The organism is Paraconexibacter sp. (assembly GCF_041602235.1).
GTDB lineage: Bacteria > Actinomycetota > Thermoleophilia > Solirubrobacterales > Solirubrobacteraceae > Paraconexibacter.
In genome coordinates, this window is sequence record NZ_JBFIGP010000040.1 from 1 (window position 1) to 20,942 (window position 20,942).

12 protein-coding genes are annotated in these 20,942 nt (G+C 70.6%); 6 read left to right on the forward strand and 6 right to left on the reverse strand.

The window, feature by feature from the left end; all coding sequences use genetic code 11:
* Window positions 1–435 (forward strand): PLP-dependent transferase (locus ABYE80_RS05410; RefSeq protein WP_372789239.1); only part of this gene is annotated, 435 nt, incomplete at its 5' end.
* Between the two features lie 196 nt (window positions 436–631).
* Here the strand turns inward: ABYE80_RS05410 and ABYE80_RS05415 are convergent.
* The 4 genes from ABYE80_RS05415 to ABYE80_RS05430 all read right to left on the reverse strand — a co-directional run bounded on the left by ABYE80_RS05415 (window position 632) and on the right by ABYE80_RS05430 (window position 4,820).
* The gene (locus ABYE80_RS05415) at window positions 632–1,423 is read right to left on the reverse strand and encodes a hypothetical protein (protein ID WP_372789240.1); all 792 of its coding nucleotides are present in this window, start codon (window positions 1,421–1,423) and stop codon (window positions 632–634) included.
* Between the two features lie 146 nt (window positions 1,424–1,569).
* A complete protein-coding gene (locus tag ABYE80_RS05420; RefSeq protein WP_372789241.1) occupies window positions 1,570–2,898 on the reverse strand; it encodes a hypothetical protein in 1,329 nt (442 codons plus the stop codon).
* 32 nt (window positions 2,899–2,930) lie between these two features.
* Entirely contained in the window at window positions 2,931–4,262 is a 1,332-nt protein-coding gene (locus ABYE80_RS05425) for a hypothetical protein (protein ID WP_372789242.1), read from the reverse strand.
* A gap of 156 nt (window positions 4,263–4,418) precedes the next feature.
* Entirely contained in the window at window positions 4,419–4,820 is a 402-nt protein-coding gene (locus ABYE80_RS05430) for a hypothetical protein (RefSeq protein ID WP_372789243.1), read from the reverse strand.
* Window positions 4,821–5,173: 353 nt separating this feature from the next.
* On the opposite strand from ABYE80_RS05430, the gene ABYE80_RS05435 reads away from it, so the two are divergent.
* From ABYE80_RS05435 to ABYE80_RS05445, 3 genes are all read left to right on the forward strand, one after another.
* Window positions 5,174–8,824, forward strand: coding sequence for a DNA-directed RNA polymerase subunit beta (locus ABYE80_RS05435; protein ID WP_372789244.1), 3,651 nt, complete (start codon window positions 5,174–5,176; stop codon window positions 8,822–8,824).
* Between the two features lie 68 nt (window positions 8,825–8,892).
* A complete protein-coding gene (gene rpoC, locus ABYE80_RS05440; protein WP_372789245.1) occupies window positions 8,893–13,206 on the forward strand; it encodes a DNA-directed RNA polymerase subunit beta' in 4,314 nt (1,437 codons plus the stop codon).
* A gap of 112 nt (window positions 13,207–13,318) precedes the next feature.
* A complete protein-coding gene (locus ABYE80_RS05445; RefSeq protein WP_372789246.1) occupies window positions 13,319–16,231 on the forward strand; it encodes a DEAD/DEAH box helicase family protein in 2,913 nt (970 codons plus the stop codon).
* On the opposite strand, the gene ABYE80_RS05450 is transcribed toward ABYE80_RS05445, so the two are convergent.
* Window positions 16,206–16,718, reverse strand: coding sequence for a hypothetical protein (locus ABYE80_RS05450; RefSeq protein WP_372789247.1), 513 nt, complete (start codon window positions 16,716–16,718; stop codon window positions 16,206–16,208). The genes ABYE80_RS05445 and ABYE80_RS05450 overlap by 26 nt on opposite strands.
* 168 nt (window positions 16,719–16,886) lie before the next feature.
* Between ABYE80_RS05450 and ABYE80_RS05455 the strand changes: the two genes are divergently transcribed.
* Window positions 16,887–17,777, forward strand: a complete 891-nt coding sequence (locus ABYE80_RS05455; RefSeq protein ID WP_372789248.1) for a hypothetical protein — start codon at window positions 16,887–16,889, stop codon at window positions 17,775–17,777.
* A gap of 3 nt (window positions 17,778–17,780) precedes the next feature.
* Here the strand turns inward: ABYE80_RS05455 and ABYE80_RS05460 are convergent, their stop codons facing one another.
* The gene (locus tag ABYE80_RS05460) at window positions 17,781–20,603 is read right to left on the reverse strand and encodes an AAA family ATPase (protein ID WP_372789249.1); all 2,823 of its coding nucleotides are present in this window, start codon (window positions 20,601–20,603) and stop codon (window positions 17,781–17,783) included.
* Between the two features lie 114 nt (window positions 20,604–20,717).
* Between ABYE80_RS05460 and ABYE80_RS05465 the strand changes: the two genes are divergently transcribed.
* A partial coding sequence (locus tag ABYE80_RS05465) for a hypothetical protein (RefSeq protein ID WP_372789250.1) occupies window positions 20,718–20,942 on the forward strand: 225 nt, incomplete at its 3' end.

The following is a 20,942-nucleotide window of genomic DNA, read 5'->3' on the forward strand; positions in this document are numbered from 1 at the left end:
AGCGACGAGCGCCTCGCCCGGCGCCGCGGCGCGCGCGGACGGTGCGGCGCCACCCCGGGGACCCTCGAGTGCTTCCTCGCGCTGCGCGGGGCGCGCACGCTGCCCCTGCGTCTGCGCGCCGCCACCGCGAGCGCTCAGACGCTCGTCGCGCGCCTACGCGACCACCCGTCGGTCACAAGGGTACGCTACCCCGGGTTCGGGGCCGTGGTCAGCTTCGAGCTCGCCGACGGTTTGGCCGCCGACCGCGTCTGCGGCGCGGTTCGCGTCGTCCGGCACGCCACGAGCCTCGGCGGGGTGGAGACGACGATGGAGCGCCGCAACGCCCATCCGGGTCAGGAGCACATCCCGCCCGGCCTCATCCGCATGAGCGTCGGCTGCGAGCACGTCGACGACCTGTGGGGCGACCTCGCGTCAGCCCTGACCGTGGCCGCGTAGTTCCGCCCCGGCCGACGTGACGCCCCGGGAGCGACCGCATCGCTCAGGTGACTGGTCCGCGCGGTGGCGCTCGTCGCAGTCAGAAGGTGAAGCGTGTGAGCCGTCGCAGGAGGCCGAGGCGGCGCAGCGTCGGGGCGTGGTACTCGCGTTTGCGGGGCATGCGTGTGCTTTCGGTCGGGCGTGAGGCGCTGTGGGCTCATCGGCAGTTGTCGATGTTGGTGGCGATGTCGGTGACGTCGAGGGAGAACCTCGTGAGCGTGCCCTTCGTCGCCTTGGTCACGGTGACGGTCTGTCCGGTGCGGGTGCCCGGTACGAAGGTCGGGACGGTGACGGAGCCGTTGACGACATCGGCGTTGGTGATCTCGAGCAGCCCCGAGTCGGAATCCGTGACCGTGACGTCCGCCTGATCGGGGAAGGGATCTCGTGCGCGCCGGACCACGAAGCCGCTGCAGACCGGCGCGGTCGAGTCCGGTACGTACGTCAGTCCGTATCCGAGGAGTCCGAGGTTGGGGTGGCCCTCGCAGTTCGCGAGCATGGACTCGAAGACGTCCTCGTCCGGAGGCGCGAAGACGTTGAAGCAGGAGTAGATCGCCACGTGGGACGCGCCGCCCCCGGGCACGGAGGTGAAGATGTCGCCCTCCTCGCTGACGACCCGCTGGTCGCCGACGTCGCAGGCGGCGGCACCTGTCTCGAGGTGATGGTCGCCCGCCGTGGCGTTGTAGGTGCAGTTGCGCACGGGGGTCAGGCCCGCCGCGCCGCTTCCTCGCCGGACCACGTAGGCCAGGGTGTGCTCGAACCCGCTGGGCGGCGAGAGGACCCGTGTCGTCGACTGATGGTCCAGGAAGGACGTGTACTGGTCGTAGTACCGGTTCAGGGCTGTCGGCTCGGGGGCCGGGCCGGCAGCGACAGCCCATCCGTTCGCAGGTAGCAGCCCGATGAGGCAGCACCCTGAGGCAATGCTCAGCGCAGCACGTCGAATCGCGTGCATGTGGCTCTTTCCGGCGCCCGGTCAGCGCCTGATCGCCAGGCCTCGCGTAGCCCAGGGTGGGGGCACCATGCCAGAAAGCTGACCATAAGACCAGGCTGATATTCCACCCAGCGTGTGCTCGAAGTCGTCCCGGGGCGCGACGACGGTCAGGTGCAGTGCTTGGTCGTGCCGTACACGTCGGTGGCGTCGAAGGAGAACCGCGTCGTCTGGCCCTGGATCTCCTTGGTGGCGGTGACGATCACGTCGTTGGTGGTACTGGTGGTGAAGTCGGGCACGGTGATGCTGCCGTTGTCGATCGTGACATCGTGGATCTCCAACAGACCACCGGGTGACCGGACCGTGACGTCGGATTGGTCGAACCCCTCACCCGTCGCGCGGCGGATCGCGGTCTGCAGGCAGGTGGTGGGACCGGGAGCGGCGATACGCCGCATCCGGTGGTTGGTCTGGTCGGCGATGAGGGTGGTGTTGTCCGGACCTGTCGCCACGCCGTACGGGTAACTGAGGCGTGCTTGGGTCGCGGGCCCGTTGTCCCCGGCGTAGCCGTCCGTGCCGGTGCCGGCGATGGTGGTGATGGTGCCGGCGCTGTCGACGCGCCGGATCCGCTGGTAACTGGTGTCGGCGATGAGGATGGTGTCGTTGGGGCCTGCGGCGACCCCTTGGGGACCGCCGAGCTGTGCGTCGGTGGCGGGCCCGTTGTCGCCGAGGCCGGCGGTTCCGCCTCCGGCGATGGTCGTGATGATCCCGGTGCTGTCGACGCGCCGGATCCGATCGTGGAGGTCGTCGGCGATGAGGACGGTGCCGTTGGGTCCGGGTGCTACCCCGGAAGGGCGGGAGAGCTGTGCGTTGGTGGCGGGTCCGTTGTCGCCGAGGCCGGCGGTTCCGCCTCCGGCGATGGTGGTGATGGTGCCGGCGCTGTCGATCCGCCGGATCCGATTGTCGTCGGAATCGGCGATGAGGACGGTGGCGTTCGGGCCCGCCGCGACCCCGTCCGGGTAGTTGAGTTCTGCGTTGGTGGCGGGTCCGTTGTCGCCGAGGCCGGCGGTTCCGCCTCCGGCGATGGTGGTGATGGTGCCGGTGCTGTCGATCCGCCGGATCCGACGATTGCGGCTGTCGGCGATGAGGATGGTGTCGTTCGGGCCTGCCACGACCTCGCCCGGGTGGTTGAGTTGGGCGTTGATCGCGGGTCCGTTGTCCCCGGAGAAGCCCCCGGTGCCGGTGCCGGCGATGGTGGTGATGGTGCCGGTGTTGTCGATGCGACGGATCCGGTGGTTGTCGCTGTCGGCGATGAGGATGGTGTTGTTCGGGCCTGCTGCCACTCCCTCCGGGTAGTTGAGTCGTGCGTTGGTGGCGAGCCCGTTGTCCCCAGCGAAGGCCGCTACGCCGGTGCCGGCGATGGTGTCGATGAACGGCGTCTGGGCGGTGGCGTTCGTGGCGAGCAGGCAGCTGCCGAGGAGCAACGCGGCCAGGAGGGTCATGGGTCGCATGTACGGGGTTCCGTTCTGGCCGGTCAGGTGCAGTGCTTGGTCGTGCCGTACACGTCGGTGGCGTCGAAGGAGAACCGCGTCGTCTGGCCCTGGATCTCCTTGGTGGCGGTGACGATCACGTCGTTGGTGGTACTGGTGGTGAAGTCGGGCACGGTGATCGAGCCGTTGGTGATCTGGACGCCGGTGATCTCGAGCAGGCCACCGGGGGTTTGGACGGTGACGTCGGATTGGTCGAAGCCCTCGCCGTTGGCCCGGCGGATCGCGGTCTGCACGCAGCTCGAGCGGTCGGGGGCGGCGATCCGACGGACGCGATTGTTCTCTCCGTCGGCGATCAGGACGGTGTGTTTGGGGCCGAACGCCACGCCGTACGGACCGGCGAGTGCTGCGTTGGTGGCGGGTCCGTTGTCGCCGGAGTAGCTCTTGGTGCCGGTGCCGGCGATGGTGGTGATGGTGCCCCTGCCGTCGATCCGCCGGATCCGGTCGTTGCCGCTGTCGGCGATGAGGATCGTGCTGTTGGGTCCTGCTGCCACCCCGTACGGGAGGCTGAGGCTTGCGCTGGCCGCGGGTCCGTGGTCGCCGGAGAAGGCCCGTACGCCGGTGCCGGCGATGGTGGTGATGGTGCCGGCGCTGTCGATCCGCCGGATCCGGTCATTGCCGAGGTCGGCGACGAGGATGCTGTTGTCGGGCCCCGCTGCAACCCCGGTCGGGTTGTTGAGTTGTGCGTTGGTGGCGGGCCCGTTGTCGCCGGAGTAGCCCTGGGTGCCGGTGCCGGCGATGGTGGTGATGGTGCCGGCGCTGTCGATGCGCCGGATGCGCTGGTTGCCGGTGTCGGCGATGAGGATCGTGTCGTTGGGACCTGCCGCCACCCCGCTCGGCGCCTCGAGCTGTGCGTTGGTGGCGGGTCCGCTGTCCCCGAGACCGCCTGCTCCACCCCCGGCGATGGTGGTGATGGTGCCGGTGCCATCGACACGCCGGATCCGACGGTGTTCCCTGTCGGCGATCAGGATGGTGTTGTTCGGGCCTGCCGCAACCCCGCCGGGGAAAGCGAGTTGTGCGTCGGTGGCGGGTCCGTCGTCCCCGAGACCACCTGTTCCACCGCCGGCGATGGTGGTGATGGTGGCGGTGCCATCGATCTGCCGGATCCGATGATTCCCGAGGTCGGCGATGAGCACGCTGTCGTTGGGGCCTGCTGCCACCGCGATCGGGGAGAAGAGGTGCGCTGACACGGCGGGCCCGCCGTCGCCGGAGAAGCCGTCGACGTAGGTGCCGGCGATGGTGTCGATGAACGGCGTCTGGGCGGTGGCGCTACTGGTGAGCAGGCACCAGCCGAGGAGCGTCGCGGCCAGGAGGGTCATGGGTCGCATGTACGGGGTTCCGTTCTGGCCGTGCGGTTGCAGTACGTGTTGCCTGACTGGGATGAGGCTTGGAAGGTCGGGTGGGTCGAGGTACGGCGAGGACCTCTGAGGGTCCGCCGGCGCGAGGGGGAAGCGGGTCGCCGGCGGCCACGGCGCTCAGGCGCGCGTTCGCAGACGGGATGTGCGCCTGGACTTCTTGGTCTTCTTGTCGGTCACCGTGACGCGCCCGTAGTACGTCCTGCCCTTGCGAGCGGTGCAGACGTTCGACCGGCAGTTCTTCGTCACGGTCCGCGTGACCGGGACGCTCACCGTCGCGGGCCAGCAACCCTTGTCCTGGTACTGCGTCGCGCCGGGCTTCGCTGTCCGGGTGCCTCTGGACTTCGACGTGAAGACGCCGCTGAGCTTCAGCGTGGCCTTGCTCGTGGTGCAGATCACCATCGAGTAGGTCAGGCGCTTGCCGTCGCTGCGCATCTTCACGTTCTTGACCGTGAAGGCGGAGGCGCTGCTCGCCGAGGCGAGTACGGCCATCAGGACAGCGGTCAGGATTACGGAGCGCACCGGGCCACCCTATGCGGTTCGCGGTCCGCCGTCCGAACATTCTCGAGACGCGGAGCGCGGCGGGAGCCCGGGCGCGCTGCGGAGGTGACCACGGACCGCCCCGGCGCCGACCTTCCTTCCCGCCCCGTCCAAAACCGTCTACCCTGTCCCGGTCGGCCAATAGTCGCAGCCGCCCTGAAGGACAGCCATCGCGCCACATACGCGGTCGGCTCGGGCGGGGTCCGTGAGCGTCGACCGCTCCCTACGGGGGGCTGCGCTTCGCTGTGCTATCTTCGTTGGTCGCGTTCGCTGGTCCCCTATGAGCGCGCGCCCTCGCCCTTGACCGTTCCGACCTCCCTGAGGAGTCGCCCGTCGTGCCTCGTGTAGACGCCCCCCGCGTGCGCCGCAGCTTTGCGCGCCTGAACAACCTCGTCGATGTCCCGAACCTGATCGACATCCAGAAGCGGTCGTTCGCGTGGCTCGTCGACCCTGAGAAGGGCGGCCTTCGGGAGACGATCGACGACATCTCGCCGATCGAGGACTACACCGGCCATCTGGCCGTGCAGTTCGGGGACTTCGTGTTCGACGAGCCGAGCGCGACGATCGAGGAGTGCCGCGAGAAGGACCTCACCTACTCGCGGCCGCTGACCGTCACGGTCGCGTTCATCAACCACGAGACGGGCGAGATCCGCGAGCAGTCGGTGTTCATGGGCGACTTCCCGTGGATGACCGATCGCGGCACCTTCATCATCAACGGCACCGAGCGCGTCGTCGTGACGCAGCTGGTCCGTTCGCCGGGCGCCTACCTCATGGAGCCCAAGGACCGCGAGAAGCAGGTCTTCACCGCGAACCTGATGCCGGCCCGCGGCTCGTGGCTCGAGCTCGAGATCGACAAGAAGGGCAAGGTCTTCGTCCGCATCGACCGCAAGCGCAAGCTGCCGGTCACCGTGCTCCTGCGGGCCATGACCTACAACCCGGAGACCGACGCCTCCGTCGAGGAGAACGAGGATGACATCGCGCGCCTGGACGCGGAGCTCCTGGAGCTCTTCGGCGGGTCCGCCTACATCCGCAACACGCTGGACGCCGACACCGAGCCGACGCGCACGAAGAAGGGCGCGCTCATCGAGCTGTTCAAGAAGCAGCGTCCGGGCGAGCCGCCGAGCGTCGACGCCGCCTACGCCCTGCTGCAGCAGCTGTTCTTCGACCCCAAGCGCTACGACCTGACCCGCGTCGGTCGCTACAAGCTCAACTCGCGCCTGGGTCTCGACATCGACCTCGACACGCGCACGCTCACGCACGACGACATCCACGCGCTCGTGAAGGAGCTCGTGACGCTGCCGAAGCTCCTGGGCATCTCGGAGGACCCCGAGGCCGAGATCAAGGACTACGCCGCCGAGGCCGCGGTCATGCCGCGCGAGCCGGTCGCCGAGCACCTCGACGAGTACGAGCACTTCGGCAACCGCCGTCTGCGCACCGTCGGTGAGCTGATCCAGGAGGCCTTCCGCATCGGCCTGTACCGGATGGAGCGCGTCGTGCGCGAGCGCCTCACCACCGAGGACGAGGACACGATCACGCCGCAGACGATCGTGAACATCCGCCCGGTCGTGGCGGCGCAGAAGGAGTTCTTCGGGTCCTCGCAGCTGTCGCAGTTCATGGATCAGACGAACTCGCTGTCGGGTCTGACCCATCGCCGCCGCCTGTCGGCGCTCGGCGCCGGCGGCCTGACCCGCGAGCGCGCGCCCATCGAGGTCCGCGACGTCCACCCGACCCACTACGGCCGCATGTGCCCGATCGAGACGCCGGAGGGCCCGAACATCGGCCTGATCGGGTCGCTGTCGAGCTTCGCCGAGGTGTCCGAGCACGGCTTCGTCACGACCCCGTACCGCAAGGTCGTCGACGGCGTCGTCACCGACGAGATCATCCGGCTGGACGCCACGCAGGAAGAGCCGATGCTCATCGCGCAGGCCAACCACCAGATCGACGAGAAGTCCGGGAAGCTCAAGGGCCCCGAGGTCGTCTGCCGCACCCAGTCGGGGCAGTACGTGACCGTGTCGCCCAAGGACGTCGACCTCATGGACGTCTCGCCGCAGCAGATCTGGTCCGTCGCCACGGCGATGATCCCGTTCCTCGAGCACGACGACGCCAACCGCGCGCTCATGGGCTCGAACATGCAGCGCCAGGCCGTCCCGCTGCTGAAGACCGATGCCCCGATCGTGGGCACCGGCATGGAGCGCCGTGCGGCCCTCGACACCGGTGACGTCCTGCTCGCGGAGTTCGACGGCGTGGTCGAGTACGTCGACGCCGAGAGCATCACGATCGCCGGCAAGGACGAGCGCAAGGAGTACCCGCTCCAGAAGTTCATGCGCTCCAACCAGGGCACCCTCATCCACCAGAAGCCGATGGTCGGCCCGGGTGCGGAGGTCAAGGCCGGGGACGTCCTCGCCGACGGCTCGTCCACCGATCACGGTGAGATGGCGCTGGGGAAGAACCTCCGCGTCGCCTTCATGTCGTGGGAGGGCTACAACTTCGAGGACGCGATCATCCTCAGCAAGCGCCTCGTGAAGGACGACGAGCTCACCTCGATCCACATCGAGGAGTACGAGATCGACGCCCGCACGACGAAGCTGGGCGACGAGGAGATCACCCGCGACATCCCCAACCGCTCCGAGGAGTCGCTGCGCAACCTCGACGACCGCGGCATCGTCCGGATCGGCGCCGAGGTCGGGTCCGGGGACCTCCTGGTCGGCAAGGTCACGCCGAAGGGCGAGACCGAGCTCACCGCCGAGGAGAAGCTGATCCGCGCGATCTTCAAGGAGAAGGCGCGCGAGGTCCGCGACACCTCGCTGAAGGTGCCCCACGGCGAGGGTGGCGTCGTCATCGACGTCATGACGTTCAACCGCGACAACGGTGACGATCTGCCCCCGGGCGTCAACGAGCTCGTGCGCGTGTTCGTGGCCAAGAAGCGCAAGATCTCCGAGGGCGACAAGCTCGCCGGACGCCACGGCAACAAGGGCGTCATCTCGAAGATCGTCGACGAGCACGACATGCCGTTCCTCGAGGACGGCACGCCGGTCGACGTCATCCTGAACCCGCTGGGCGTCCCGTCCCGCATGAACGTCGGGCAGCTCCTGGAGACCCACCTCGGGTGGGCGGCCGCCGAGGGCTGGTACGACGACGGCACCGAGGCCTACAAGATCAGCCGCAGTCACCGGCAGAAGGACGGCCGCCTGGGCAAGGTCTACACCGCGACCCCGGTGTTCGACGGCGCGGCCGTGGCCGACGTGGACCACGCGCTGGTGCGCTGGCAGAAGGAGCACGAGGCGGCCGGCGGTCTCATCCGCATGGACGTCGACGAGAGCCGTCCCGAGGGCCGCAAGGCGTCGGGCAAGTTCACGCTCTACAACGGCCGCACCGGTGAGCCGTTCGAGCAGCAGGTGACGGTCGGCTACATGTACATCCTGAAGCTGCACCACCTGGTCGACGACAAGATCCACGCCCGTTCGACCGGCCCCTACTCGCTCGTCACGCAGCAGCCGCTGGGCGGCAAGGCGCAGTTCGGCGGACAGCGGTTCGGCGAGATGGAGGTCTGGGCCCTGGAGGCGTACGGCGCCGCCTACACCCTGCAGGAGATGCTCACGATCAAGTCCGACGACACGGTCGGCCGCGTGAAGGCCTACGAGGCGATCGTCAAGGGCGAGAACATCGCCGAGCCGTCGATCCCCGAGTCGTTCAAGGTGCTCCTCAAGGAGATGCAGTCGCTGGCGCTCGACGTCAACGTGGTCTCCGAGGAGGGCACGAGCGCCGAGGTGGGCGACGAGGACGACGATCTGCTCCGCGCCGCGGAGGAGCTCGGCATCGATCTGTCCGGCGTCCGCGCCGCGACGGGCGAGACCTCCGAGGTCGAGGACCCGGAGCCGGAGGGCGACGCCTCCGACGACAGCAGCGACGACGCCGCCGACGGCGAGGATCTCGACATCGGCGACGTCGACCTGGACGACGTGACCGAGGAAGGGGCGGAGGCATAGCGAGTTCCGGCCAACCCGGCTCGCCCACTCCCTCTTCCTCCTAGAACACGAAGGACATCGAACGCTCAATGATCGATATCAACAACTTCGACGCCATCGAGATCGGCCTCGCGTCGTCCAAGCAGATCCGCGCCTGGTCCTCCGGTGAGGTCATCAAGCCGGAGACCATCAACTACCGCACGCTCAAGCCGGAGAAGGACGGTCTCTTCTGCGAGCGCATCTTCGGTCCGACCAAGGACTGGGAGTGCTACTGCGGCAAGTACAAGCGGGTCCGCTACAAGGGCATCGTCTGCGAGCGCTGCGGCGTCGAGGTCACCCGGTCCAAGGTCCGCCGCGAGCGGATGGGCCACATCGACCTCGCCGCGCCCGTCTCGCACATCTGGTTCTTCAAGGGCGTCCCGAGCCGCATCGGCTACCTGCTGGACATGGCTCCCAAGGAGCTCGAGAAGATCCTGTACTTCGCCGCGTCCGTCGTGACGTCGGTCGACCAGGAGGCCCGCTGGCGCGACCTCCCGCAGCTCGAGGCGCAGATGCAGGAGGAGCTCGACCGCCTGCTCAGCGAGCAGAAGGAGCGCGTCGAGGAGCTCCGTGCCTCACGTGAGGCGCGCCTGCAGTACCTCGACGACGGCAGCCAGTCCGCGTTCGGCGACGAGGACCACCTCTGGGCGGAGTCGCTGGAGATCAACGTCAAGAAGCTCTCCGACGACGAGCGCAAGAAGCTCCAGAACGAGGTCAAGAAGACCTTCGCGACGGACATCGACGACACCGAGGCCTACTACGAGGACGCGCGCATGCGCCTCAAGGAGGTCTGGAAGCTCTTCGCCAACAAGAACGAGCCGGCCGACGAGCCGCCCGCCGAGGGCGAGGAGTGGCCCCTGAACACCTACGTCGAGAAGCCGATCGAGAAGGACGAGTTCGTCCCGAAGAAGCTGATCACCGACGAGACGTTCTTCCGTGAGCTCAAGCACCGGTTCGGGTCCCCGTACGGGTTCGGCGAGTACTTCACGGGCGGCATGGGCGCCGAGCACGTCCGCGAGCTGCTGCAGACCAAGCCGGCCTACGACCTCGAGGCCAAGCCGCGCGAGGTCGACCCCGACCGCGCTCCCGGTGAGGACCTGCGTCCGCAGGATGCGCCGGGCTTCGTGCTCGAGCACGAGGAGGCGTTCCTCTCGGATCTCGTCAAGAACGGGAAGGGCCAGAAGCAGGCCCGCGCCGTGAAGCGCCTGAAGGTGCTGAGCGCGTTCCTGCCGGACGCTCCCGGTGAGGAGCCGCGCAACAAGCCCGAGATGATGATCCTCGAGGCCGTTCCGGTCATCCCGCCGGAGCTCCGCCCGATGGTGCAGCTGGACGGTGGGCGCTTCGCGACCTCCGACCTCAACGACCTCTACCGCCGCGTCATCAACCGCAACAACCGCCTCAAGCGGCTGCTCGACCTCGGCGCGCCGGAGATCATCGTCAACAACGAGAAGCGCATGCTGCAGGAGGCCGTCGACGCGCTGTTCGACAACGGCCGCCGCGGCCGTCCGGTCACCGGGCCGGGCAACCGTCCGCTCAAGTCGCTCTCGGACATGCTCAAGGGCAAGCAGGGCCGGTTCCGTCAGAACCTGCTCGGCAAGCGCGTGGACTACTCCGGGCGTTCGGTCATCGTGGCCGGCCCGTACCTGCGCCTGCACCAGTGCGGTCTGCCCAAGCTGATGGCGCTCGAGCTGTTCAAGCCGTTCATCATGGCCCAGCTCGTCGAGCGCAAGGCCGCGCAGAACATCAAGGCCGCCAAGAAGATGGTCGACTCGATGATCCCCGAGGTCTGGGACGTTCTCGAGCAGGTCATCCACGAGCACCCCGTGCTCCTGAACCGCGCGCCCACGCTGCACCGCCTCGGCATCCAGGCGTTCGAGCCGGTGCTCGTCGAGGGCAAGGCGATCCAGGTCCACCCGCTCGTGTGCTCCGCCTTCAACGCGGACTTCGACGGCGACCAGATGGCCGTCCACCTCCCGCTGAGCGCCGAGGCGCAGGCGGAGGCCCGGATCCTGATGCTGTCCTCGAACAACATCCTGTCCCCCGCGCACGGGGCGCCGCTGGCGACCCCGACGCAGGACATGGTGCTGGGCGCCTACTACCTGACCCTCGGGCCGGAGGCGGCGGAGCTCGCCGACCTGCAGGCCAAGCTGCGGTCCAACGAGTGGCCGTCCGGGATGGAGCGCCCGCACGTGTTCCGGACCGCGCAGGAGGCCGAGCTCTCCTACGAGGCCAAGGTCGTCGGCCTGCACACGCTGGCCGAGTACCGCCCGGTCGGGCGTGAGGGCGGGCACGTCCTCACCACGGTCGGCCGGATCATCTACAACGATCGCATCGAGCGGTCGCTGGAGGAGGCGCTCGGGGAGGACTTCGATCCGTCGAACTTCCCGTACGTCAACCAGCCGATGAAGAAGCGCGACACCGTCAAGCTCATCGACGTGCTGGTGCAGAAGTACGGCGCACCCGCCGTGGCGCTGGTGCTCGACGCGTTCAAGGACCTCGGGTTCAAGTACTCGACGCTCGCCGGCATCACGGTCTCCAAGAACGACGTGATCATCCCGCCGAACAAGCAGGACATCATCGACGGGCACGAGGAGAAGGTGACCGTGCTCCAGGACCAGTACGACATGGGCCTGATCACCGCCGAGGAGCTCCACGAGAAGACCGTGGACCAGTGGAACGCGTGCACCGAAGAGGTCGCCGACGCGATGCAGGAGAACTTCGAGTCCCTGAACTCCATCTTCATGATGGCCGACAGTGGGGCGCGAGGCTCCTTCAAGCAGATCCGTCAGCTCGCCGGCATGCGTGGGCTCATGGCCAACCCGAAGGGCGAGATCATCGCCAACCGGCCGATCCGGTCGAACTTCATGGAGGGCCTGACGGTTCTCGAGTACTTCATCTCGACCCACGGCGCCCGGAAGGGCCTCGCGGACACCGCGCTGCGTACCGCGGACTCCGGCTACCTGACGCGCCGTCTCGTGGACGTCGCCCAGGACGTCATCATCCGCGAGCCGGACTGCGGGACGAAGGAGTTCATCGAGCTCGCGGCGTACACGGCGACCGACGAGGTCAACGACAACCTCATCGGCCGCATCGCGGCAGCGGACATCGGCACGAAGGCGTCGGGCACGATCGTCAAGAAGGGCCACGAGATCGATCGCGCCGAGGCCGCGGCCATCGGCGAGGCCTATCGCGACGCCCTCGACGCGCACAAGGCCGACCCCAACGGCACGGAGACCCCGCGCCTCCCGGTCCGGTCCGTGCTCAAGTGCATCGCCGAGAGCGGCGTGTGCCAGGCCTGCTACGGCCGGTCGATGGCCTCGGGCAAGACCGCGCAGATCGGTGACGCCGTGGGCATCATCGCGGCGCAGTCGATCGGTGAGCCCGGCACCCAGTTGACCATGCGGACGTTCCACACCGGCGGTGTCGCCGGCGCGGACATCACGCACGGCCTGCCGCGCGTCGTGGAGCTGTTCGAGGCCCGCAAGCCGAAGGGCCTGGCGCAGATCGCCGAGCAGGACGGGGTCGTGTCGATCGAGAAGAGCGACAAGGCCGCCGTGGTCGTCATCACCGACGAGGCCGGGGAGGAGCACCGCTACACGTTCACCCCGCGGACGCGCCTGTTCGTCGACGAGGGCAACCAGGTCAAGGCCGGCAAGCCGCTCAGCGAGGGCTCGCTGTACCCGCACGACCTGCTGCGTCTCCGCGGCCGGACCGAGACCGAGCGCTACCTCGTCAAGGAGGTGCAGGAGGTCTACAAGTCCCAGGGCGTGGACATCAACGACAAGCACATCGAGCTGATCGTCCGGCAGATGCTCAAGAAGGTCCGTGTCGACCAGAAGGGCGACACGAACTACCTGCCCGGCGCCATGATCGATCGCTACGAGTTCGCGGAGGAGAACGCCCGCGTCAAGAAGGCCAAGGGCGAGACCGCCCAGTACGAGGAGATCATCCTCGGCATCACCAAGGCCTCCCTGAACACGGACTCGTTCCTGTCGGCCGCGTCCTTCCAGGAGACGACGAAGGTGCTGACCGACGCGGCGCTCGAGGGCAAGAAGGACACCCTCAACGGCCTGAAGGAGAACGTGATCATCGGGAAGCTCATCCCGGCGGCCACGGGCCTCAAGCGCTACCGCCGGATCGAGATCGAGCCGTCGGAGCCGCTGCCCCGCGCGATGGACGACGTCGGGCTGCTGGACCAGGACGAGATCGCCGCGGAGCTCCTCGAGGGCGACGGCGGGCTCGGCGGGTTCGGCTCGGCGTTCGACAACGACATCTCGACGCTCGAGGACATCGGCGTCGGCGGCACGGACCCCGGGTTCGCCGAGGAGCTCGCCGACCTCGACGTGCCTCCGTCGGACAAGTAGCCGCGACGAGAGCGTCGCAGTGACCTCGTAGGGCCCGCTCCGGCGGGCCCTACGTCGTGCTGGGCCTCTCCGGGTCTCGCGTCGGCCGGGACGCGCGCGTAGGCTGCGCCGCGTGGGCGCCCAGACCGTGACCGACCTGCGCTTTCCCGGCGGTTGGCGTCACTACCAGGAGCTCGCGTTCGACGCGTTCGACGCCGACCGTGAGGCGGGGCGGCGCCGGACCCACCTGGTGGCGCCCCCAGGCTCGGGCAAGACCGTGATGGGCGTGGAGCTCGTGCGCCGGTGCGGTCGGCCGGCGCTCGTCCTCGTGCCCAACCAGGCGGTGCAGCAGCAGTGGCTCGCGACCCTGCGCGCGTGTGGGGGGGAGGGACTGCTCACCACGGACCCCGAGCAGACCGGTCGGCCGGTCACGGTGCTGACCTACCAGGCGCTGTGCCGCCTCGAGGACCCCGGGGCCGCGCTCCGCGACGTCGCCGTGGGACGGTGGGTCGCCGAGCGCGCGGCGGCGACCGGCGAGCCTCCCGACGCCGTCGCGGCGGCGAGCCGCGCCTGGGCCGGGGAGGCCGCCCGGCGACGCGAGGGCCAGATCGGTCGGATCGTCGCCGCCATCAAGCGGGAGGTCGCGCGGGGTGAGCACCCGGAGCTCGAGCTCGGCGACCTCCTGGACCGGGGGGCGCGCGCCCGGGTCGACGCGCTGCGGGCCCGTGGGACGGGGACCGTGGTGCTCGACGAGTGCCATCACCTGGCCTCGCTGTGGGGCTACGTCGTGCGGGCCGTCCTGGCCGAGCTCCTCGCCGAGCAGCACGTGCACGTCATCGGGCTCACCGCGACGCCGCCGCAGGAGATGTCCACCGACGAGGCGGACCTCTACGAGACGATCCTCGGGCCGGTGGACTTCTCCGTGCCGACGCCGGCGGTCGTCCGCGACGGCTTCCTGGCGCCGTACCAGGAGCTCGCGTGGTTCTGCGAGCCGCTGGCGTCCGAGCGCGCCTGGCTCGCGGAGCACGACGTGCGCTTCGCGGAGCTCATCACGGCCCTGCACGACGACGAGGGCGCAGGCGACGTGCTGCCCTTCCCGGAGTGGGTGATCCGCCGCATGCGCCATCGTGGCGCCGGCGAGGGGGACGACGAGATCCCGTGGGCGAGCTTCCAGCAGCGCCGGCCGGCACTCGCCCGGGCCGGCGTGCGGTTCCTGCTGTCGGCCGGACTGCCGCCGCCGACGGGAGCGCCCCGCGGTGAGTCCTTCCGCGAGCCCCCGGACCTCGACGACTGGATCGTCCTGCTCGAGGACTACGCGATGCACGCGCTGTCGGCGGACCCCTCGCCGCAGGCTGCCGCCCGGTTCGAGGCCGTCGCCGCCGCGCTCCGCGACCTGGGCTTCACGCTGACCAGGACCGGGATCCGCCGCGGGCGCTCGGAGGTCGACCGGCTCCTGACGCGGTCGGCGGCCAAGCCGCTGGCGCTGGTGGAGGTGCTCGCCACTGAGCAGGAGGCACGCGGGCCGGCGTTGCGAGGCTGCGTGCTGTGCGACGCCGAGCGGGCGGAGCGCCGCGCCGACGCGGGGCTGGTCGGCGTCCTGGACCCCGCCGCGGGCACGGCGGTCCGGGCGGTCGTGGCCCTCGCCGACGACGTGCGGACGGCGCCGCTCCGTCCGCTGCTCGTGAGCGGGCGCGCGCTGCGCTGCGTGCCGGCCGATCACGATGCCCTCGTCGCGGCGCTGGGCCTGGATCGTCCCGCGCCGCCGGTGGTCGACGATGACGGGCTGGTCGAGCTGCGGCCCGCCGACGGCGCGGGCTGGGCGCCGCGCGTGTGGGTGGCTCGGGCGACCGCGGCACTGGCCGGCGGGAGCACCGGCGTCCTGGTCGGAACGCGGGCGCTGCTGGGGGAGGGCTGGGATGCGCCGTGCGTGAACGTCCTCGTCGACCTGACGGTCGCGACGACCGGGGTGAGCGTGCGGCAGATGCGCGGGCGTTCCCTGCGGCTGGACCCGGAGCAGCCGGAGAAGATCGCGTCGAACTGGGACGTGGTGTGTCTCGCGCCCGATCTCGTGCGGGGCAGCGCCGACTACCGGCGGTTCGTCCGCAAGCACGTGCACCTCCTGGCTCCAGCCGAGGACGGGGTCATCGAGGCCGGGCCGTCCCACGTGCATCCCGATCTCAGCCCGTTCGCCCCACCGCCGGCGCGGACGCTCGCCGAGATCGACGTTGCCATGCGGGCGCGGGCGGCCGACCACGCGGCGGCCCGGGAGCGGTGGGCGATCGGGACGCCGTACGAGGCCGTCGAGCGGTCGACGGTGACGGTGCGGCCCGCCCGGGACGGCGAGCCGCTCCGGACGGGAGCGCTCGCGCCGGGACGGGAGCTTCACCTGCCGATCGAGCAACGGGGACCCCTGGCCCTGGCGGGCACGCTGGGGGCGGGCGCCGTCGTCGGGGCGCTCGTCGCGCCCGCGGCGCTCGCGGGACTGGCGCTGACCCCGCTGGCGCTGGGCTGGGCTGCCGTGCGGCTGCGCCGGTCCGCGGAGCTCGCGCCGCCGCTCCCGCCGCTCGACGCGGTCGCACGCGCGGTGGTCGAGGCGTACGAGGCCCTCGGCGAGTTCTCGCCCGAGGTCGCGGCGTCGCTGGTGGTCGAGCCGCGGGCGTCGGGCTACCTGCGGTGTCGTCTGCGGGCGGGGACCGCACCGCAGGCGGCGCTGCTGTCGACGGCCATCGAGCAGCTCCTCGGCGTGGTCGAGACGCCGCGCTACGCGGTCTCGCGGCCCATGCGGGTACCGGGCCGGGGGCCGCTGCGGATGCTCGGGGAGGTGCTCCGGCGCCGCGACCCGCTGGACGTGCGGTGGCACGCCGTGCCGGCGGACCTCGCCCGCCGGCGCGATCGGGCGCAGGCGTTCCACGCGGCGTGGGTGCGCGCGGTCGGTCGATCGGAGCTGCGGTTCGTGCAGCGCAGCGACGAGGCTCGGCAGCTCGCGGCGCTGGTCGCTGCCGGGGCCGCGGACTACGAGGTCAGCGCGCGCCAGGTCTGGAGCTGAGGACCAGGCCCCGCGCCCAGCCTGCCAGGACGTCGCGCTCGCGGACGGTGAGGCCCGTCGCGGGATCGGTCCGCACCAGGAGGGTGGCCGCGCCTCGCGCCGAGCGGGCCCGGGCCCAGTCGTCGCAGTGCTCGTCGAGCGCGTCGTCGAGCCAGGCCACCGGGCGGTCGCCGGCGTGGCCGTCGATCGCGGCGAGCTGCCAGTGGGCGTTCCCGCGCCCCGGATTGCGGTCGAACGACAACCACGGGAGCCGGGGGAGGCCGAGCAGGCGGGGAAGGTGCTCGTCGGCCCGTTCCTCCCATCCGGTGCACCACACGAGCTCGAAGTCCGACATCAGGTCCAGGAGGTGCCCGGCCGCCTGGCCCGAAAGGAGATGGGCTATGCCGTCGATCTGGTGCCAGGACCCGTCTGGACGATCGTTGAGGGGGAATCCGAACAGCGAGATCACGCCGTCGACGTCGACGAGAAGCAGGGGTTTGCTGGGCATATGCGCCTACATGGTGACTTTTCTCGGCGGGGAGCGTATGTGTCGCAAGGAGTCGGTAAGGTTCCTGACGCCGGCAACGGTCAAGCCCACGAACCGATGGGTCGATGAATGGCATGACCGCAACCGTCGCCACTGTCCCGCGGCGGCCCGGCAACCCAAACACTTGTGATGATCCAACTCGGAATCCTCCTCGCCCTGCTGTGCGCGCTCGCCGCGAACCTGGGCTTCTTCTACAAGCACCGCGGCTGCAACGAGGTGCCGAGCGTCAGCGTGCGGCACCCGCTGCGTACGGCACGCTCGTTGTGGAGCTCGAAGTGGTTCGCGCTCGGCATGCTGCTCGGCCTGGTGGGCTGGGTGCTGCACGTTGGCGCGATCGCGCTCGCTCCGCTCTCGACCGTCCAGGTCGTGCTCTCCAGCGGCGTCGTGCTCATCGCGGTGATGGCGGACAAGATCTTCGGGTTCGCGGTGGATCGTCGGCAGTGGTGGGGTCTTGGCCTCATGGGCGCGGGCCTGGCCGTCCTCGCCTTCACGATGCCCGGCGGCCACGAGGCCCACGGCTTCTCGCTCCAGGCGATGGTGGCGTTCGAGGCCGGCCTGATCGGCCTCGGTGCCCTGCTGCTCCTGGGTCCCCGCGCCGGGGCCCCTGCTGAGCACCACGGCGTCATGCTGGCTGCGGCGACCGGCATCCTGTTCGGCGTCTGCAACATCGCCGTGAAGGCCCTGACCGAGCTCATCGGGATGGTCGGGATGAGCGCGCTGTTCAGCCCCTGGCTGTTCGTCGCGGTCGCCGCATCCGCCGCGGCGTTCTACGCCTCCGCGAAGTCTCTCCAGGACGGAGAGGCCGTCGAGGTCATCGCGATCACGGGCACGGCGGCGAACATCTCCTGCATCGCCGGTGGCATCGTCGTCTTCGGCGACCCGATGCCGGGCGACGCCGTCGGCATCGTCGCCAGCGCGCTCGCGTTCGCGATGGTCATCGTCGCCGGTGCTCTCACCCCGGCCCCGGTGCGCTCCACGGCGGCCGCCGCCGCCGCGGCCGCGAGCCCCGCGCGGGCGTAGTCCTCAGACGGTCTCGGCCGCGCCGAGCGCGTCGCTCAGACCTGCGCGGGACGTGATCCCGAGCTTGCGGTACGCGGCGGTGAGGTGGTTCTCCACCGTCTTCGGGGTCAGGAAGAGGGTCTGCGCGATCTCGCGGTTGGTCATGCCGTCCGCAGCCAGGTCGACGACCCGACGCTCCGCCGCGGTCAGCGCATCGATGCCGGTGGAGGGACGGCGTCGCGGACGCGCGCCCATCGCGATGAGCGCCCGTGACGCCTCGCCGTGGAGGGTGTGTGCCCCGAGGCGGTCCGCCGTGGCCGCGCAGTCGCAGGCCAGCTCCCGCGCCCGGTCCACCTGACCGACGGCCCGGAGGGCGAGGCTCAGCAGCAGGGTCGACCGCGCCGCCTCCAGGATCAGGCCACCTTCGCGCAGCGTGCGCGCCGACTCCTGCGCCAGGTCCGCCGCGACAGCACCGCTCGCCACCAGCGCCTTCGCCCGCAGCCCGAGCCCGACCGCCTGCGCGGACCCGAAGTGCGAGCCCCGTTCGAGGGCCTCGCGCGCGAGGCGCTCGGCGTTGTCGCGGTCGCCGAGAGCGAGGTGTGCGCGCGTCGCCTGCAGGCGCCAGTCGGTCCAGGCACCGGCAGGAGCCGACCATGCCCGCTCCCACGCCCGGCAGATCTCCAGGTCGGCGAGGGCTTCCGCATGCCGTCCACGGGCGGCGTGGACCGATGCCCTGGCCGCGAAGAACGGGATCGAGAACTTCGAGGACGGGTCCACGCCGGCGTGCGGTTCGGCAGCGAGCGCCTCCGCCTCGGCGAGCCGCTCCGACTCCACGAGCGTCGTCATCAACGTGGCGACGGCGAGCGGCTGGAGCAACGCCATCCGCACGCCCTGCCGGGCGATCTCCAGAGCGCCCTGGGCGTCGGCCGCGGCGCCGCGGACGTCGCCGCGGGTGAGCCGCAGACGGGCCCGGTGCATCGAGGCGCCGAAGGCGCCGAGCGCCGATCCGGCGGCGGTGGACGCACGCTCCGCCTCGGCGGTCCACCGCTCCGCACAGGCGAGGTCTCCGGCCAGGGCGATACCGAAGATGGCCATGAACGGAAAGGGCGCACCGGGCGGGAACAGGTGGATGATCTGGCCATCGGCCCACGCGCGATGCGCGGTGGCGATGGCCTCGGTGGCGGTCCCGGTCGCGGCGGCGAGCTCGAAGGCGGCGATCGCCAGGAGGGGGGGTGGGGCGTCGGCGCCCAGCACGCGAACCAGGCTCGAGGCCGGCGGCATCACCGTGGCGCTGGCGCGACGGCCGGTCACGGTGGTGATCGACCACATCGCCAGCATGCCGCGGGCCAGGTCCTGCATCTCCGTCGGGAGCTCGTCGCCCGCGAGGGCGTCCCGCACGATGTCGACGGCCTCCGCCGGCCGACCGCGCAGCGCGAGCAGGTCGCCGGCCGCGAGCGCTGCGGCCAGCCGCGCTCCGGGGCTGGGGGCCCGCCGGTGCGCCTCCTCCAGAAGGAAGCCCGCGTCCTCCTCGCCCGCGAGGGCGGCCGCCGTGCCGAGCTCGAGCAGGACGTCGGCGTGGTCGGCCTCTGCTGGAGGCTCGCGCAGCGCGCGACGCAGGTAGGTGGATGCGACGTCGGGGACGCCGCGGGCGCGGGCCGAGCGGCCGGCGCGGCGCAGCAGGTCGAGGACGGCAGGGTCCCCGCAAGGGTCGGTGGCCAGCGCGTGGGCGGCGGCGGCGTCGAGCTGGGCGACCCGATCGAGCCGGATCGCCGCTGCCCGGTGCATGGCGCTGCGCCGGGCGCTCGGAACCAGTGCGAGTGCGGCGCTCTGCACGACCGGGTGCACGAAGCGCAGCGGACGACCGGGGAGCAGGACCGAGGATCGCACGAGCTCGTCGGCCGCCTCGGCGGCGTCGTCGAAGGTGAGGCCCGAGATGTGCGCGGCGATCGCCAGGTCGGCGCCATCGCCCAGCAGCGCCGCGGCACGCACGAGCCGACCCGCGTCCCCGGCGAGGTGCTCCAGCCGCAGCTGGAGGCTGCGGATGATCGCCGAGGGAGCGAGCTCCGCGACGCTGGCCGCCTCGCTCAGCGCGCCCTGCGAGGTGCGCGCGAGCTCGTCGAGGAGCTCGGTCAGCAGGAACGGGTTGCCGCCGCTGGCCGTACCGCACGCGTCGCAGAGATCGGGTCCTGCCTGCGGTCCGAGGCGGTCTCGTACCACGGTGGCGACGGCGTCACGGTCGAGTGGGGGGACGGTGAGCGTGCGGGCCGTCGGCTGCTCGGCGAGCCGCGCGACGGGTCCGAAGGCCATGGTGCCCTCGCCGGACCGCGCCGCGGCCAGCACGAGGACGGGCATGCCCTCGATCCGGACGGCGAGGTGGTCGAGGAACCGCACCGAGGCGGCATCGGACCAGTGGATGTCGTCCACGCAGAGGACGAGCGGACCCCGATCGGCCAGGTCCGCGACGAGCCAGAACAGGCCATGGGTCACGGCGTGCGTGATCTCCGTCGAGGCGGCGCCGGGCTCCGTGAGCGGCCGGACGGCGTCGGCCGCGAGCGCGGCCGCGCCCGAGAGGGCGTCCGGGGCCCCGGTGACGATGTCCTCGAACAACTGACGCACCACGCCGAACGCGAAGTCGGTCTCGCGATCGCTCCCGCGAGCCTGCCGCCACTGCACGTCGCGGGCAGCGTCCGTGGCGCGGGCCGCGCGGAGGAGGCCGGTCTTTCCGATCCCCTGCCCGCCCTCGAGCAGGACCACCTGACCGTGGCCCCTACTCGCGCTGTGGACGGCCGTCTCGAGTTCTGCGATCAACTTCGCACGTCCGTGCAGCGCTGGTGCCTCACCGCGCATGTCGGCAGCGTAGGCTCCCGACGACACGATTTCCAGAGTAGGACCCCCCTGAATCACGCAGATCGGAGAACTCAGGGGTTGTCGCCGGGCGTCACCGGGGCCACCATGCCCGCCGTGCGTGACGATGAACTCCTGTCGCAGGGTCAGCGGGCCCGGGGTACGGTCGTCGGGATCCGCCGGCTGTCACCGGCCGAACCCGACGTGGTCGAGTTCGAGTTGACGGTCGAGCTCTCCGATCGGTCCTACGACGTCAGGCACCGGCAGGCCATGTCACGGCTCGCGCTGTCGGACCTCCGGCTCGGGGTCACCGTGCCGCTGATGGTCGACGTCGACGACCCC